At 42.7% G+C, this 16,177-nt stretch carries 12 protein-coding genes, 1 pseudogene and 1 riboswitch; of the genes and pseudogenes, 8 read left to right on the forward strand and 5 right to left on the reverse strand.

Going from position 1 to position 16,177, the window contains the following annotated elements; all coding sequences use genetic code 11:
* Positions 1-185: 185 nt before the first annotated feature.
* From thrS to ACH0BF_RS01645, 5 genes and pseudogenes are all read left to right on the forward strand, one after another.
* A complete protein-coding gene (gene thrS / locus ACH0BF_RS01625) occupies positions 186-2,108 on the forward strand; it encodes a threonine--tRNA ligase (RefSeq protein ID WP_340854087.1) in 1,923 nt (640 codons plus the stop codon).
* A 206-nt stretch (positions 2,109-2,314) separates the two neighbouring features.
* Complete coding sequence (locus ACH0BF_RS01630) at positions 2,315-3,277, forward strand: ABC transporter ATP-binding protein (protein ID WP_340854088.1); 963 nt, start codon at positions 2,315-2,317, stop codon at positions 3,275-3,277.
* On the forward strand, positions 3,270-4,787 hold the full coding sequence (locus tag ACH0BF_RS01635; RefSeq protein ID WP_340854089.1) for an ABC transporter permease/substrate-binding protein: 1,518 nt from the start codon (positions 3,270-3,272) through the stop codon (positions 4,785-4,787). The genes ACH0BF_RS01630 and ACH0BF_RS01635 overlap by 8 nt, the downstream gene beginning before the upstream one ends.
* Before the next feature lie 154 nt (positions 4,788-4,941).
* Positions 4,942-6,033, forward strand: a complete 1,092-nt coding sequence (locus tag ACH0BF_RS01640; protein ID WP_340854090.1) for a branched-chain amino acid aminotransferase — start codon at positions 4,942-4,944, stop codon at positions 6,031-6,033.
* A gap of 220 nt (positions 6,034-6,253) precedes the next feature.
* Positions 6,254-6,424, forward strand: a pseudogene (locus ACH0BF_RS01645) (GNAT family N-acetyltransferase); the annotation flags it as partial.
* A gap of 184 nt (positions 6,425-6,608) precedes the next feature.
* Here ACH0BF_RS01645 and ACH0BF_RS01650 read toward each other — a convergent pair.
* Complete coding sequence (locus ACH0BF_RS01650) at positions 6,609-6,950, reverse strand: DUF3243 domain-containing protein (RefSeq protein WP_120031339.1); 342 nt, start codon at positions 6,948-6,950, stop codon at positions 6,609-6,611.
* Between the two features lie 78 nt (positions 6,951-7,028).
* The gene (locus ACH0BF_RS01655) at positions 7,029-7,523 is read right to left on the reverse strand and encodes a L,D-transpeptidase family protein (RefSeq protein ID WP_120031337.1); all 495 of its coding nucleotides are present in this window, start codon (positions 7,521-7,523) and stop codon (positions 7,029-7,031) included.
* Positions 7,524-7,902: 379 nt separating this feature from the next.
* Positions 7,903-8,004, forward strand: a riboswitch (TPP riboswitch).
* A gap of 70 nt (positions 8,005-8,074) precedes the next feature.
* On the opposite strand from ACH0BF_RS01655, the gene thiT reads away from it, so the two are divergent.
* The 3 genes from thiT to ACH0BF_RS01670 all read left to right on the forward strand — a co-directional run bounded on the left by thiT (position 8,075) and on the right by ACH0BF_RS01670 (position 13,352).
* Entirely contained in the window at positions 8,075-8,641 is a 567-nt protein-coding gene (gene thiT / locus ACH0BF_RS01660; protein ID WP_120031335.1) for an energy-coupled thiamine transporter ThiT, read from the forward strand.
* A gap of 426 nt (positions 8,642-9,067) precedes the next feature.
* Positions 9,068-9,511: a DUF1801 domain-containing protein gene (locus ACH0BF_RS01665; RefSeq protein WP_340854091.1), complete on the forward strand. Its 444-nt coding sequence runs from the start codon at positions 9,068-9,070 to the stop codon at positions 9,509-9,511.
* Positions 9,512-9,560: 49 nt separating this feature from the next.
* Positions 9,561-13,352, forward strand: a complete 3,792-nt coding sequence (locus ACH0BF_RS01670) for a dynamin family protein (RefSeq protein WP_340854092.1) — start codon at positions 9,561-9,563, stop codon at positions 13,350-13,352.
* 51 nt (positions 13,353-13,403) lie between these two features.
* On the opposite strand, the gene ACH0BF_RS01675 is transcribed toward ACH0BF_RS01670, so the two are convergent.
* The 3 genes from ACH0BF_RS01675 to nagA are packed head-to-tail and all read right to left on the reverse strand — an operon-like array spanning position 13,404 to position 16,052.
* Positions 13,404-14,141, reverse strand: a complete 738-nt coding sequence (locus ACH0BF_RS01675; RefSeq protein WP_340854093.1) for an SIS domain-containing protein — start codon at positions 14,139-14,141, stop codon at positions 13,404-13,406.
* Positions 14,142-14,154: 13 nt separating this feature from the next.
* Positions 14,155-14,877 carry a GntR family transcriptional regulator gene (locus tag ACH0BF_RS01680; RefSeq protein ID WP_120031326.1) on the reverse strand — a complete coding sequence of 241 codons (723 nt, stop codon included), beginning with the start codon at positions 14,875-14,877 and terminating at the stop codon, positions 14,155-14,157.
* Positions 14,874-16,052 (reverse strand): N-acetylglucosamine-6-phosphate deacetylase, encoded by a 1,179-nt coding sequence (nagA, locus tag ACH0BF_RS01685; protein WP_340854094.1) that lies wholly within the window; start codon positions 16,050-16,052, stop codon positions 14,874-14,876. The genes ACH0BF_RS01680 and nagA overlap by 4 nt, the downstream gene beginning before the upstream one ends.
* Positions 16,053-16,177 lie beyond the last annotated feature (125 nt).

Genomic DNA, 16,177 nt, shown 5'->3' on the forward strand with positions numbered 1-16,177 from the left:
CCGCCTTTGAGCTGTATTGGGGAACTTGAAGTATCCAATGCCGTCTATGCTACGTTACAGCACCAAAGCCATAAGCCATCTATTGAGCTTATGGGAAGTTGGGTGGAACCACGGGTTAATGCACACTCGTCCCTTGTTGGGGGATGGGTGTGTTTTTTTATTTATTTTTAAAAGGAGTGTTTAGGATGATAGGCAAGGAAAAAATCAAAGTTACACTTTCAGACGGAAACATAAAGGAATTTGCGAAAGGCACAACAGTGGAGACTATAGCCAATTCCATCAGCCTCTCCCTGGGGAAAAATGCAGTTGCAGCAAAGGCAGATGGGGAGTTGGTAGATCTAAGTCATCATCTGCAAAAAGATGTGGAGCTTTCTATTTTAACACTGCACTCTAAAGAAGGATTGTCTATTTTGCGGCATACATCGGCTCATGTATTGGCACAGGCAACGAAAAGACTTTATGGAGAGGTGAAATTAGGAATAGGGCCAGTCATTGAAAATGGTTTTTACTATGATATGAAATTAAATCATAGCTTGACTCCAAAGGACTTGTTTGCGATTGAAAGAGAGATGAAGAACATTGTAAAAGAGAATTTACCAATCAAGCGAATCGACGTGTCTTACAAAGAAGCTGAAATGCTGTTTAAAGAAAGAGAAGAACCATTCAAGTTAGAAATATTAAAGGAGATCGGACAGGGTGAGAAGATCACTCTTTACCAACAAGGAGAGTTTATTGACCTTTGCCGTGGTCCGCATCTTCCTTCTACAGGATTGATCAAGGCATTCAAACTAACTCGTGTCTCGGGAGCTTATTGGCGGGGCGATAGTCAAAATGACGTTCTCCAACGGGTGTACGGTGTAGCATTTAACAGAGAAAAAGAGGTAGAGGAGTATTTGAATTTCTTGGAAGAAGCAGAAAAGCGAGACCATCGCAAATTAGGAAAACAGTTGGAACTGTTTATGTTTTCTGAAGAAGCACCCGGCATGCCGTTTTATCTACCGAAAGGCCAAATTGTCAGGAATGAACTAGAGGCATTTTTGCGGGAGCTGCAAAAGAGTGCCGATTATGACGAAGTGCGCTCACCATTTATGATGAATCAGCGGGTGTGGGAACAATCCGGTCACTGGGATCATTATCACGAAAATATGTATTTTTCTGAAGTGGATCATGCTAGATTTGCTCTGAAACCAATGAATTGTCCGGGTCACATGCTCATTTTTAAAAATAATCTATACTCTTATCGAGATCTGCCCATTCGTTTCGCTGAGTTCGGTCAAGTCCACCGACATGAATATAGTGGTGCCTTAAACGGAATGTTCCGAGTCCGTACGTTTTGCCAGGATGATGCTCATATTTTCGTGCGAGAGGATCAAATCGAGAGTGAAATTAAGCAAGTATTTTCTCTGATTAACAAGGTATATCGCACGTTTGGTTTTGAGTATTCAGTGGAGCTTTCCACTCGTCCAAAGAATTCACTCGGCACTGACGACCTTTGGGAGATGTCTGAGGGAGCATTGAAAAATGTCCTCGAAAGCTTAGAGATTCATTACGAGATAAATGAAGGGGACGGAGCGTTTTATGGACCAAAAATTGATTTCCATATCAAAGACGCCTTGAAGCGAAGCCACCAATGTGCCACAATCCAGCTGGATTTCCAAATGCCAGAGAAATTTGGTTTAACCTATATTAATGAACATAACGAGAAGGTCCGTCCCGTTGTGATTCACCGTGCTGTGTTTGGCTCCATTGATCGTTTCTTTGGCATTTTAATTGAACACTTTGCAGGTGCTTTTCCTGTTTGGCTTGCACCGACTCAAGTCGAAATTATCCCTGTTTCATCGGTTCATCTCGACCATTGCTTGAAAGTTGAATCCGAATTAAAGCAATCAGGAATAAGAGCGAGAACTGATAAAAGCGAGGAAAAAATCGGATACAAAATAAGAGAAGCCCAGATAAAGAAAACTCCATACATTCTAGTGCTAGGAGACAACGAAGTGAAAGAGAAGACAGTAAACGTCAGAAAGTATGGAGAGCAACAATCGAAAATGGTTTCGTTGGCTGACTTCAAGAAGACAATTCTGCAGCAAATAAAAGAACGCAGGAAATAAGAAAAGAGCAAGGCCATTTGAGAATAAAAAAGTCGATCCCTTTAAGGAAGTCGGCTTTTTTGTTCTTACAGTTGCTTACCTGATCATGCGGAACATTCATCTTACTTGATTGCTTGCAGCGGGCCTTTTCATTTGATGAAAAAGAAGAGTTTGTTAGTATGAATAGTTAGGGAAATAATTAGGAAAAAGAGAAAAGAGGAGTGAATATGATTCAATTTGAAAAGGTCTCAAAAAAATACCCTGATGGGACCATAGCTGTTCAATCTATTGATTTATCCATACGCAAAGGAGAGTTTCTTATTCTGGCCGGCCCAAGCGGCTGCGGAAAAACAACGACTTTGAAAATGATTAACCGGTTAATTGATGCGACAGAGGGCACAATTGCTATCAACGGAAAAAATATAAATGATTATAATATTCATGAGCTCCGTTGGAACATCGGTTATGTTCTTCAGCAGATTGCTCTGTTTCCACACATGACAGTCCAAGAGAACATTGCTGTGGTACCGGAATTAAAAAAATGGAGCCGGCCCCAAATAAAGAAGAGGATAGATGAGCTTTTAGTCATGGTAGGACTGGACCCCCATACATATAGAGATCGAAAGCCAACAGAATTATCGGGCGGCCAACAGCAGCGAATAGGTGTGGCTCGCGCCTTAGCCGCCGATCCGGACATCTTATTAATGGACGAGCCATTCAGCGCTTTGGATCCAGTCAGCAGGGAGAAAATGCAGGATGATATAGTTGAGTTGCAAAAACGCATTCATAAAACCATTGTGTTCGTGACCCATGACATGCAGGAAGCCTTTAAGCTAGGAGATCGAATTTGTTTAATGAAAGAGGGAGAAATTGTTCAGATCGACACCCCGGAGGCGATCTTTAACGATCCGGCCAATCAGTTTATTGAACAGTTTATCGGTACAGCTCGCCCGTTCACACTGGGAACACTCACAGCTGAACAGGCTCTTGAAAAACAACTCGTTCTTGTAAAACAGCCAGGGATCCGGACGATTCAGGCAACCTTGCCGTTAGAAGAAGCGATTGACCTGTTGCTGCAAGCCGAACAGGTCCAAGTCGAAAAAGACGGGAGAATTATTGGCGTGCTTACGAGACAATCAGCCCTTGCTTATTTATCGGACAGGCTGAAGGAGCGACGGACACATGGATAACTTTATCGCTGTTTTTAATGAACGCAAGGCGGACATGCTGCACTCGCTGCTTGAGCATGTACAACTTTCTCTGATTTCCCTGTTTTTCGCGGTACTGATCGCTATTCCCCTTGGCATTTATTTAACGAGGCATAGAAAGGCCGCAGAAAGTATTATCGGCATGACTGCCGTTCTTCAAACCATTCCATCACTCGCTTTGCTTGGATTAATGATCCCGATATTTGGAATCGGTCGGCTGCCGGCCATTATCGCTCTGGTTATTTATGCTCTGCTTCCCATTCTTCGTAATACATACACGGGGATTACCGGGGTTGATCCCTCACTTTCTGAAGCCGCCAGAGCGATGGGAATGAAAAACCATCAACAGTTAATCAAAGTGGAGCTTCCACTCGCTATGCCGGTGATGATGGCAGGCATCCGGACAGCCATGGTGTTAATTGTCGGAACGGCCACATTGGCAGCTTTAATCGGAGCAGGGGGGCTTGGCGATATTATTCTGCTCGGTATTGACCGCAATAATGCCTCCTTGATCGTTCTTGGAGCTGTCCCAGCCGCGTTGCTTGCTATCTTCTTTGATATTGTGCTGAAGGCCGCAGAGAGAGCTTCATTTAAGCGCTCACTGATGGTGACGGGGATAGCTGTTCTGGCAGCTTGTGTACTCCTGCTGGCCCCATCCCTCATGAAAAACAAGCAGGAGACGCTTGTTATTGCTGGGAAATTGGGCAGTGAACCTGAAATATTAATGAATATGTACAAACTGCTCATTGAACAAGATACCGATCTGCAAGTGGAATTAAAACCAGGGCTCGGGAAAACATCTTTTGTCTTTAATGCTCTGCGTGCGAAAGAAATTGATATTTACCCGGAATTTACAGGAACGGCTCTTTCTGAATTTTTAAAGGAGGAAGCAAAGAGCACAGATCGGCAAGCGGTGTATCGACAAGCGCAAACCGGTTTGCTTGAAAAGTATGATATGGTACTGCTTCGCCCGATGGCTTACAATAACACTTACGCATTAGCCGTGCCGGATCAAACAGCACAAACATTGAGCTTAAAAACAATCTCGGATTTAAAAAAAGTGGAAAAACAAATGAAGGCAGGGTTTACATTAGAGTTTTCTGATCGTGAAGATGGCTACCGTGGCATTCAAAAAAAATACAATCTCCATTTTCCATTCGTCAAAACGATGGAGCCCAAGCTGCGTTACCAGGCTATCAAGTCGGGAGATATTAATTTAATAGATGCTTATTCTACAGATAGTGAGCTGCAACAGTTCCATTTAACAGTGTTAGAAGATGACCTCCATCTATTTCCACCATATCAAGGAGCCCCATTGTTAAGAGAGGAAACATTGAAAAAGTATCCGGAGGTTGAACAGACACTAAATAAGCTGGCAGGAAAAGTGACCGATGAGCAGATGCGAGAGATGAATTATAAAGTGAATGTAGCGAATCAAGAAGCAGAAAAGGTGGCGGAGGAATTTTTAAAAGAGGAAGGACTTTTGAAATAGAAAAATCTGGTTGGACAAAAAAATGAAAATGTTTTACAATAATTTTGCACTAAACTATTGTGAAAAGATTCTAAAAAATTGTAAAATGGTACGTATATAATTATTTATCCCTTTACTTTTCACCAAATTCATATACAGCAAGGAGACAGTGCGAATGAAAGAACATACTATCCAACTCAACTTAAGTCCTGAAAGAAAGCCAAAGCCACAAGGAGAAGAACTGGGCTTTGGAAAAATATTCACGGACCATATGTTTATTATGGATTATACGGAAGGGCAAGGTTGGCACGATCCACGTATTGTTCCCTACCAACCACTTTCATTAGATCCAGCCTGCATGGTCTTTCATTATGGGCAGACTGTGTTTGAAGGATTAAAGGCGTATCTTACTGAAGACAATCGAGTGCTATTATTCCGTCCTAAGAAAAATTTTGAACGCTTGAATCGCTCCAATGAGCGTCTTTGTATTCCTTCGGTGGATGAAGACTTTGCTTTGGAAGCGTTAAAGCAATTAATCTCAGTAGAAAGAGACTGGATTCCGAGTGCAGAAGGCACGTCTCTCTATGTTCGCCCATTCATCATTTCTACCGAGCCGTTTCTTGGAGTAGCGCCATCAAACCACTATAAATTTATCATTATTTTATCGCCGGTTGGTGCTTATTACAAAGAAGGCATTCATCCGGTAAAAATACTGGTTGAAAGCGAATATGTTCGTGCGGTTGCCGGAGGGACAGGAGAAGCGAAAACAGCCGGTAACTATGCTTCCAGCTTAAAGGCGCAGGAAGTGGCTGAACGTCAAGGATATACTCAAGTTTTGTGGTTAGATGGCTTAGAAAAGAAATACATTGAAGAAGTAGGCAGCATGAATGTCTTCTTTAAAATCAACGGAGAAATTATCACACCTGCTTTGAATGGCAGTATTTTAGAAGGTGTCACAAGAAACTCTGTCATCGAGCTTTTAAAATCTTGGGGACTGACAGTAACCGAACGCCGCATTGCTATGGAAGAAATTCGTGAAGCATATAAGGCTGGACAGTTAGAAGAAGCCTTTGGCACAGGAACAGCAGCGGTTATTTCTCCAATCGGAGAATTATTCTGGAATAATGAGAAGATGGTCATTAACGAGGGTGTAACTGGTCCAATCGCTAAAAAGCTGTACAGCTCTATTACCGGTATTCAAAACGGCAAGGAACAAGATCCATTCAACTGGACAGTTGAAGTAGAACAGTATGCCGAAGTAAAATAAAAATTTTTCCAAAAACTGATAGAGTTTGATGACAAAGAAAAACTAAAGGACCGGTACACCTTAAAAGAGAAGCGATTCGCTTCTCTTTTTTTATTACTCTCTATGCCTCAGCTCATATAGCATTAAATAGGGAGACGGGTTTCAAGCTCATTCGAGTAAACCCAAGCTGTCACGAGGGAGAGGCCCTTATTACATTCTTTTTGAAAAAGTTTCTTTGATCGCTGCTCCTGACAATACAAAGAGCAGAAGCCTTCCTGAACGGTTAGGGTTTGTAGAAGAGGGGACGATCCGACAAGCCGAATGGTTATACAATCATTGTGGAGGCCATGTTATTTATGGAGTGTTAGCTAGTGAGTGGAAAGAGAAGAACTCATCCCCATATCAAAAGTAAGAGACAACATGCCAACCTGATTAAAGCGCTTTTCTTCTAAGATTTGGAGGGAGAAGAAGGATCAGAAACAAATGAAAAAGCCCCTGAATGCATAGAGGCTTTTTCATTGACTGTTAAATATAAGATTGCTCCATATCAGGCTTTTATCGTAAATAGTGCTTCGTTTGCACTAAAGAGAACCACTCTATTCTTGATCCACAAATTTAACAAGCATATGAGCTAGGTGGTGACGCTCATCCTGTGTCCCGACATTCCAAAGCTCTTGAAGAAGCTTCTCTTCTCTGTTTTTCGGCTCGGCATGATCAGCCAGATAGTCGGCAATTTTTTCTGTAGCAATCGCCAGTTGCTCTTCATTTAAACCGATCTTTTCAGCGAGTTCTATTCTTTTTTTCAAATAAGATTTAAAGGAATTGAAATTCTCAAGAATGCTGTCCATTCTTTCGGGGCTTATCCGTTCAAGTGTATCATCCACCATATCCGGCTGCAGTTCCCCGTCTTTATGAATCGCGTGATTTTCTTCTGTCATCAGTCATTCCTCCTTTACTGTTTCGTTATGCCCCCCTTTGCTTGTTTTCAAACATGCAACAGATGAATTTTCAGCGATTTAAGGTCTAATGCGAACTGGAGTACCGATTGGAATGGTTCTAGCCAGTTCTTCTACATCACGGTTATACATGCGAATGCAGCCTTTAGAGACAAACTTGCCGATAGAAGAAGGATTATTCGTTCCATGAATGCCATAAGATTTCTTCGATAAACTCATCCACATCGTTCCGAATGGGCCGCCTGGGTTTGGTGCTTTATTAATAATAACAAAATCTCCAGTTGGCGTTTCAGTCAGCATTTTACCAACCCCCACCGGATAGACTTTTTGTACTTTCCCCTGACGAAATAAGGTTAGCCTGCGCTGTGACAATGAAACGCTAATTGAATAAGGAAGAGAAGAAGGATCAGGAAGTCCCGGGATACGCAGCTGCTGGCCGGGATAGATAGAATGAATATTGATCCCCGGATTGGCTGCAATCAATTGAGAAACAGGAATGCGGTAATCCGCTGCAATAGACGTCAATGTTTCACCGCTCTTAACAATATGATTCATCGGCTCACCTGATTTTATATATTTTTAAAACAAGTATTTATGAAAAGATGCTTCGCCTGATATTCACTTACGTATATGAAATAAGAGAGTAAGATATACGCTTTAAATAAAAAGAGTCAGGCACATCCAAAAGAGGGAAGAGAATATGAATAGGCCCTTATAAGATTGTATCGTTTAGTCGAAAGAATCCTTTCATGTGGAACAGACAGTAACACAACTAAGCCGAGAGGCAGAGTCCAGTTTTTATGAAATCGCTGAGATGATGGATAATTTCCTATGAAAGTCACTCTAAAAATCTAGCCATCTTTTACTACTGTAAAGCACCGGAGATGATTCCCCGTATTTCATTTTCCTTATAGTTATGCTATAGTAAGAGCAATAAGTCCACTAGGGGTGTCGTTAGACTGAGAGAGGAACCATCCTCAACTCTAAGAACCTGATCTGGTTAGTACCAGCGTAGGGAAAGTGTGACAGATACAGGAAATATTCGCATAAGCGGAAGAATCCGTTGTATCCGTACACCCCTTTGGATAAGAAAAGGGGGATTTTTTATGGAAAGAAACAAACTGGTTACGATGATCGAAATTGCTGTCATGGCAGGATTATCGCTTATATTAAGCTATGTCGAGTTTGGCGCTCTTTGGGCATTCGGGGGTTCTATCTCCCTCGTCATGGTGCCAATATTCGTCATGGCCTTTCGCCGCGGCTGGCAGGCTGGTTTTATTACAGGTCTATTGGTTGGGCTGATCAGCTTAATGACAGGTGGATACGTTGTGCATCCAGTGCAGCTCGTGTTGGATTATCCTCTTGCTTATGCTGTACTCGGACTCGGAGGCCTTGCTGTTTTCCATAAACCAGTTACAACGGGCCGTATTTTTGCCGGTCTATTGTTAGGTACTGTGTTTCGTTTTATCTGCCACTTCGTTTCCGGCGTCGTCTGGTTCGGCAGTTCGGCACCGGAAGGAACACCGGTCGCCGTTTATTCTTTCTTGTACAACCTTTCTTATTTGCTTCCGGAAATGTTAATTACGTCAGCTGTACTACTATTTTTGAAAAAGACAGCGCCGCGCTTTTACAAACAGTCCATTCCTGTTGAAAATAGTTCGGCCAGTTACTAATAAACACATAAAACAGGAGCTGATCCATTAAATTCAGCTCCTGTTTTTTTGTGCAGAGAGAAGATTTGCCGAAACCCGCTTTTTATTCTTATATTTGTAGAAGAGCTGCGAGTCTGTTCAGAAAATTTTTTTATTAAGGGCTGCTAAAATGCCAAGCCGGTCACGTTGCCATTTACAACGGGGCGTAGAGAACGTTTGATTCTTTCCTGCTTTCTCATATAGACTGTTAACTTGAGAATTTGCGCTTAATAAAGGAGTAATAAAGATTGATAGAGAAATCTTTATCGTAGCGCACTGGAAATTGGAGACGATATTTCTGATTACGTTAGTTGATTAATTTACAGCTGGTGTAGCTAAGCGACCTGCACTTCCGCAGTTATACTCGCTTTGACTGTATAAAAGTTAAAAATATAGGAGTGACTCTATATGTATGAGTTAAAAACAAAGGAAACGGATAACAATGTGATTGAGTTTATTGAAGCTATTGAAAGCCCCAAAAAACGGGAAGATGCGTATAAATTACTAGATATTTTTACCGAAACGACGGGTTTTGAAGCAAAAATGTGGGGGCCGAGCATTATTGGATTCGGTTCGTATCATTATAAATATAAATCCGGCCATGAAGGAGACGCACCGTTAGTTGGCTTTTCACCTCGAAAAGCTAAAATAAGTTTGTATTTTGCACCGGGTGACACAAAGCGTGAGGAACTGTTAAAAAGCTTCGGAAAACATACTACTGGGAAAGCATGCGTCTATATTAATAAATTAGCCGATATTAATGTTGATGTTTTAAAAGTATTAATCAAACAATCCGTAGCATTTTTAAAAGAAACCTATCCAGAAATAGGCAAAGAAGCCGAGATTACATAGGGGGAGTGCGTAAATAAAATACCGCTGAAAGCAGAAAGGAGGATGCTGCATGTTAACCGAGAAATTAAAAAACTGGCTCGCTAACCAGAAACCAACCCGCGCCTTGCTTCTGCCAAAACTAGAGCAGCTTCATGCTTTATTTTTAAAGTACGGTGACCAGCAAAGTGCCTATATATGTGCCGAACTGATCGAAAAACTGGAAAACATGGAGTATATCATCGCCTTTTATGGCCACTTTTCAGCCGGAAAGTCTTCCATGATCAATGAATTAATGGGAGAAAGCTTGCTGCCATCCAGTCCGATTCCGACAAGCGCCAATATTGTCAAGGTAAAAGAAGGAGAGCCGTATGCGAAGGTTTGGTTTAAGGATGGGACTATAAAAGTGTTCCCTTACCCTTACGATATCCGTGACATTCAAGCATATTGCGTCAACGGCAATATAGTAGAAGAAGTGGAAATATCCCATCGTACAGGCCAGTTGCCTGAAGGAGTTGCCATCTTTGATACGCCTGGAATTGACTCAACAGACGATGCTCACCGGGTAAGTGCTTTGTCCAAGCTTCACTTGGCCGACCTTGTTTTTTACATGATGGACTATAATCATGTGCAATCTCCTGTAAACTTTGAATTTAATCGCCAGCTTGCGGAGAGAGGAAAAGAAAACTATTTAATCGTTAACCAAATCGATAAACACATAGCAAGTGAACTGTCGCTTACTGAATTTTTAAGCCGTATTCAGCAATCATTTGCTGAGCATCGCCTTTCATATAACGGCCTTTATTTCACTTCGTTAAAAGAGGCAGACCATGCTTATAACCAACTGAGCGAATTGAAAGCTCTTTTGTCGGGAAAAATCGCTGACCGGCAACAGCAAATCACGGCTCATGTACTACAGGAAGCACTAGTCGTTGCCATGAGCTTTTTTCACAAGCAGCGGAAAAAAACAAGAACCGAGCTTGAGGAATATGATGAGCGGCTTATAGGTACGGCTTCTTTTCAGCAGCTTCAAGAAGAACGCCGAGAGTTCAATGAGCGAAAAGAAGCGATAAGAGAGCGGGACAATCTGTTTATTCCGCTGTTTGATCAAATGCTGTCAACTGTTTTTAACAATGCCAAGCTTTTAGATTATTATGCGCGCATTTTTGTGCGCCAATTTTTAGAGTCCCGTGAACTTTCCTTTCAGGTGCGCGGCTTCTTTTCCCGCAAACGAACAAAAAAAGAAAAAGAATGGCGCTTGCAGCAGCTGTTTCAAACACTAAACGAGAATAGGCTGTCTTACATTGACATCCCCTTTAAAGAAGAGGTTATCAAGCTGCTAACCTCATTTGATGTAATAAATGATGAGCTCAGAGAGAGAGTTCGCCAATGCGAAGTCCAGTTTTCTCCAGATTTGCTCGTAAGGCTCGTCAAAAGTGGAGCAATGCTTACAGATGATTACGTATTAAACTATGCGAAGGACGTCACTTCCGAAATGAAGACCCTGTACCGCCAGGCATTTGCTGCTTTCGTTGAACCGCTGGAAGCACAGGCAAAGGAAAATAACCGCAAGAAGCGGGTTCTGCTTGCTAAAGAAGAGAAAGAGATATATCAAAAAATGGAGGATTGGAAAAAGCGGGAACAGTTAAAAGCAAACGAAACAGAGTTGTATGAAAACATCTTTTCTATCCTCGCTGTACGCGGCCAGGAAAAAGTAGAGAAAAAACCTTTTCAGGCTTTTAAAAAGACAAAACCACTAGCCAGTCAAAAAAGAAAGCCATTCGTTTCTATTGGTGAAGCCGCTAGAGAGTGGAGCAGCCGATCTGAGGAAACGGCTTTTGTTTCTATTAATCTAGACGAGCGGATTAAGGAGGTAAAAAGAAAAGCCCACCTTTTGTCGCAGGCTAATTACATGGAACAGAGAATGGAAAAGCTTCATCAACGAATTGAGCGTTTGGAAAAAAATGAATACACTATTGCTTTATTTGGCGCGTTTAGTGCTGGCAAGTCATCATTTGCGAACGCTTTGTTAGGTGAGCGGGTTTTGCCAGTGTCCCCCAATCCGACGACAGCGGCGATCAATGAAATTCGTATGCCTGATGCCGAGCATTCCCACGGAACAGTTATACTGTTGTTTAAAACAGAAGACCAGCTGCTTAAAGATATAAATCAGGCGCTAGAGCTAAGCGGAAAAACGGTTGGCAGCATAGAAAGTCTACAGTTGCTTTTACAGAAGCATGATGAGCTGGTAGAAAAGAAGCTGGCGCCGGGAAAGGAGGGGAATGGAGAGGGGGAAGAAGAGGACGAGTGGTTCAGCCCGCTTACCGCTTTGCCACTTGAACAGTTTGCCTTTCTGCGTGCCGCTCTCGCGGGCTATAAAGAAATGAAACAGTATCTCGGACAGACAGCACACAGAACGGCAGAGAGCTACATTGAATTTGTCAGCATGGAGGAAAAGGCCTGTTTTGTTGAACGTATTATTCTTTACTATTCCTCTCCGCTAACAGAGCAGGGGATGGTTCTTGTCGATACACCTGGCGCGGGTTCCATGAATGCCCGGCATACAGAAATGGCTTTTAATTATATAACGAGTGCAGACTCTATCGTATTTGTTACCTATTATAATCATGCTTTCTCGCGAGCAGATCAGGCTTTCTTAACACAACTCGGCCAAATGAAGAATTTTATCGAGAAAGATAAAATGTTTTTTATCGTTAATGCTGCTGATCTTGCTGCAACGAAAAGCGACTTATTCGATGTGCTTCACCATGTAGAACGAAATTTAGAAAAGAATGGAATTCGGCAAGCGCGCATCTTCCCAGTGTCAAGTCATTTGGCATTGCTGTCCAAAAGAGGGGCCGCTCACTCTTTAACGGCAGAAGATAAAAAACAGTATGAAGCTCTTTTGAATTTATCGGAAAATGAGTATATGCCGGTTGAGCAGGCACTGGAATTATCGGGTTTCTCTTTGTTCGAGCATTATTTTTACCCTTTTACAAAGCAGGCACTGGCCGTTGCCGTACTGCATCAGGCAGAGTTGGATGCCGACGAGGCCGTGATCGAGTTGAAACGGCGGCTTCGGCTCGCTGAAGCAGACGAAACAGAACAACAAAATTATCGCCAGCGACTTTCCCAACAATTGACGGAAGCACTTCTTTACTTAAAGAATCGGTCGTTTACAGCCGAGCAGGAGGCTTTTCAACAAGAAATTAAAGAGCTGCTGTTTTATGCAAGACAGCGCCTCTTCTATCGCTATAATGATGAATTTAAGCTGATCTTTAGTCCAGCGGCTTTTGATGCTTTTGATGACACGTTCACCGCGTTGCACCGAATGACGAATGAAATCATTCGATTTGTTGCCGGGGAGATGACGCAAGAAATGAGGACTGCTGCTTTTCGATTCCAAATCTTTATGCAAAAAAGGATGGATGAGCTTTATCGATCGCTTGAGAAGGAAATGAAACAGCTGCTGCCATCGGTTGACTTGAAGGAAACAATTGTAGAAAAAGCGCCGGATTTATTTTTTGAACCCGGTCTTCAAGAAATACATTCAGGCTTATTTACTTCTCTGTTTAAGGAATACAAAACGCCTCTGCAATTTTTTGCAGAAGATGGAAACAAACAAATCAGGGATGAAATCGAGAAAACACTTATCCCGCCTGTTCACCAGTATATCCGTGAGGAAGAGGAGCATATGAAAGCAAGCTTTCTCCCGTTCTATGGCAAGCTTTTAGAACAGGCGAGAAAGGACATAGAAGAGCAAATAAAAGAGCAGGTAGCAGGAAGGTTGGCGGCGCTTGCCGGAAAATCGGAAGCCGCCCACTACAAAAAACTGATTCACGAGCTGCAAATTGGACTTTTCTGAATACTAAATCAGGCTGTTCTGAAAACAGACATATTTTCAGAACAGCCTGATTTAATTTTCGAATAGTTTTATAACCGGTGAATAGCGTTGAATTAAAGAGTGGTTATGCTCTTTTGAGTCTCCGGCATTGCTGCTTTTAAAAATAGGTGGCTTATAGTTATTGTCAGCAAGTATAGAAATAACTTCAGCCATAATCCCATTTAATAATGCGGCTCCCATGACAGTTGAAACAGGGGCAAACTCTGCATCGGCATGCGGATGCGCAAGAATCGCATCTCCATAAGGAGCACCATTATCAATGACCAGGTCGGCCACCTCAAACAACTTGATGCCTTCTTTATGCCTGGAAGACGCCTGCTCAGAGTAAGCAAGCGATGTCAGTGCCAGTGTTTCAGCTCCTTTTTTCTTAGCATAAAGCAGTGCATCAATTGGAACGGGGTTGATGCCCGACGTAGACACAGCAATGAAAACATCGCCTTGCTGGATCGGAATATCCTTCATAAATGAGAAGGCGAAGTTCTGCTCCTGTTCTAACGAAGAAGAACGGACGGCATCCTTATGAAGCATTAACTCTTCGATAAAAATTGGATTGATGCAAGCAAGTCCGCCGGCCCGATAGAAGAGTTCTTCAGCAAGCATATGTGAATGACCACAGCCGAACACATGAATGATCCCGCCATTTTTTATAGAGGAGGCAATCGTGTGAGCAGCTTGCTGAGCACTGTCTGCTTGTTTTTGGGCAGTCTCCTGTAACAAATGCGCTACTTTTTCCATATAAGCAAGAAACATTGCACTCATCCTCTTATCGTTTAATTTCAATCATAAATTTATACCGGTCTGCCCGATAAGATGATTGTACATATTCTAATGGACGGCCGTCTTCCAGAAAAGTGTGCCGAGCCATCAGCATAACAGGCACATCTTTTGAAACCTGCAAATATTCCCGCTCTTTTTCACCAGGAGAAATCGCTTCTATCGATTGAAGGGCATGACCGATCTTTAAGTTCAACTTTCCCTCCACATATTCGTACAAAGAGCTGATGACAATCTCTTCATTCAGATCCTTAACGAGATCTGTGGAAACAAACAGTGTCTCTAAAGCCATCGGCACATCATCTGCCAAGCGAAGACGGGTAACCTCGTATATAGGCGCGCCTTCTTTAATTTGCAAACGGCCAGCAATTTTCTTTGGGGCCGGCGCTATTTGAAATGTAAGCAATCGGCTTCCTGGCGTAAGGCCGCGCTTTTTCATATCCTCTGTGAAGCTTGTCAGGCCAGAGAGATGCTGCTCCATTTTATTCTCAGCGACAAATGTGCCACGCCCTTTCTCTCTGTATAGAAGACCTGCTATGACAAGATTCGTAATAGCTTGTCGGACAGTCATGCGGCTAATGCCGAATTCTTCCGCATAGATTCTCTCAGAAGGAAGAGCCTCTCCCGGTTTTAGCTCGCCACGTTCGATCTGCTGGCGGATCATCGTTTCAATTTGAAAATAAATAGGCAAGGGGGACTGCTTATTAATCATAAAAAATCCTCCTGTAAAAAAGCCGTTTCACCGCGGCAAATGGTCCACTGGATATCTAAATCTTTATTATATACGACTAGATCCGCATCTTTCCCCAAAGCAATACTGCCCTTACGATCAAATATTCCAATTTGGCGGGCGGGATTTTCGGCTGTCATTTTTATAATATCGCGGATCGAGCAGCCAGTATAGCTCATCATATTCTTGATCGCCTGATTCATCGTTAGCGTACTTCCCGCTAGCGTACCATCGGCTAAAGTAGCTTTTCCTCCCTCGACAGCGACAGGCTGGCCGCCAAGCTCATATTGCCCGTCTTTCAGCCCCTTTGCCCGCATAGCATCGGTAATCAGCACAGTTTTGTCAGCGGTTTTCTGGCGAAAAGCAAGCCGGACCATTTCGGGATGAATATGAATGCCATCGACGATCATTTCTATAAACAAGCTATCGATGAGCAAAGCCCCGCCAGCTGTTCCAGGCTCTCTATGATGCATGCCTCGCATGCCATTATATAAATGGGTAACGTGCTTAACACCAGCACACTCAGCTTCAAGCAGCTGTTCATATGTCGCATCTGTATGTCCGGCAGATACGGTGATGCCGGAATGTACAAGGGATTGAACAAAGCTGATAGCACCAGGTTCCTCCGGAGCCATTGTTACCAGCCGAATCCGGCCGTTTGCCATCTGTTGCCATTGATCAAACAAGGAGGCGTCAGGAAGCATAATCGCTTCTTTTGGCTGGGCGCCGGGATGTTTTTTTGAAATAAAAGGCCCTTCCAGGTGAATGCCAACCATCTCTGAATAGCCTGGACGGTCAGGTCGAAATGTTCCTGCATTTTGTATGGCCTTTTGAATAGCATCCTGTGATTGGGTCATGGTTGTTGCCAAAAAGGAGGTGGTGCCTTCCTTTGGCAATTCTGACGATATCGTTTGCAAGCATTGTTCCGTGGCATCCATCGCGTCGGCTCCTCCAGCTCCATGAATATGAATATCGACCGCCCCTGGAATGATCAGGCTATCTTTTGGAAGCTGAATGACTGGCATTTCTGGGGATTGTTCGCCATCATTGCAGCGGCCAAATGAAGCAATTTTTCCGTTAGTTACACGGATAAAGCCATCAGAGATAGTCTCGTTCTCTGCAAAAATTGTCGCCCCCGTTAAAATATAATCGCTCATGTACGTCATCCTTTTCTATAAAGAAGTTCATTATTAATGTACCTGTTCACCATAATTTTGTCTAAATTGGTCATAAAGAATGAAAAAAAGCACATTCTAATATCATGATAAACCGCAAAATTGGT

It is taken from the genome of Pseudobacillus sp. 179-B 2D1 NHS (assembly GCF_045370945.1).
Lineage (GTDB): Bacteria > Bacillota > Bacilli > Bacillales > Domibacillaceae > Pseudobacillus.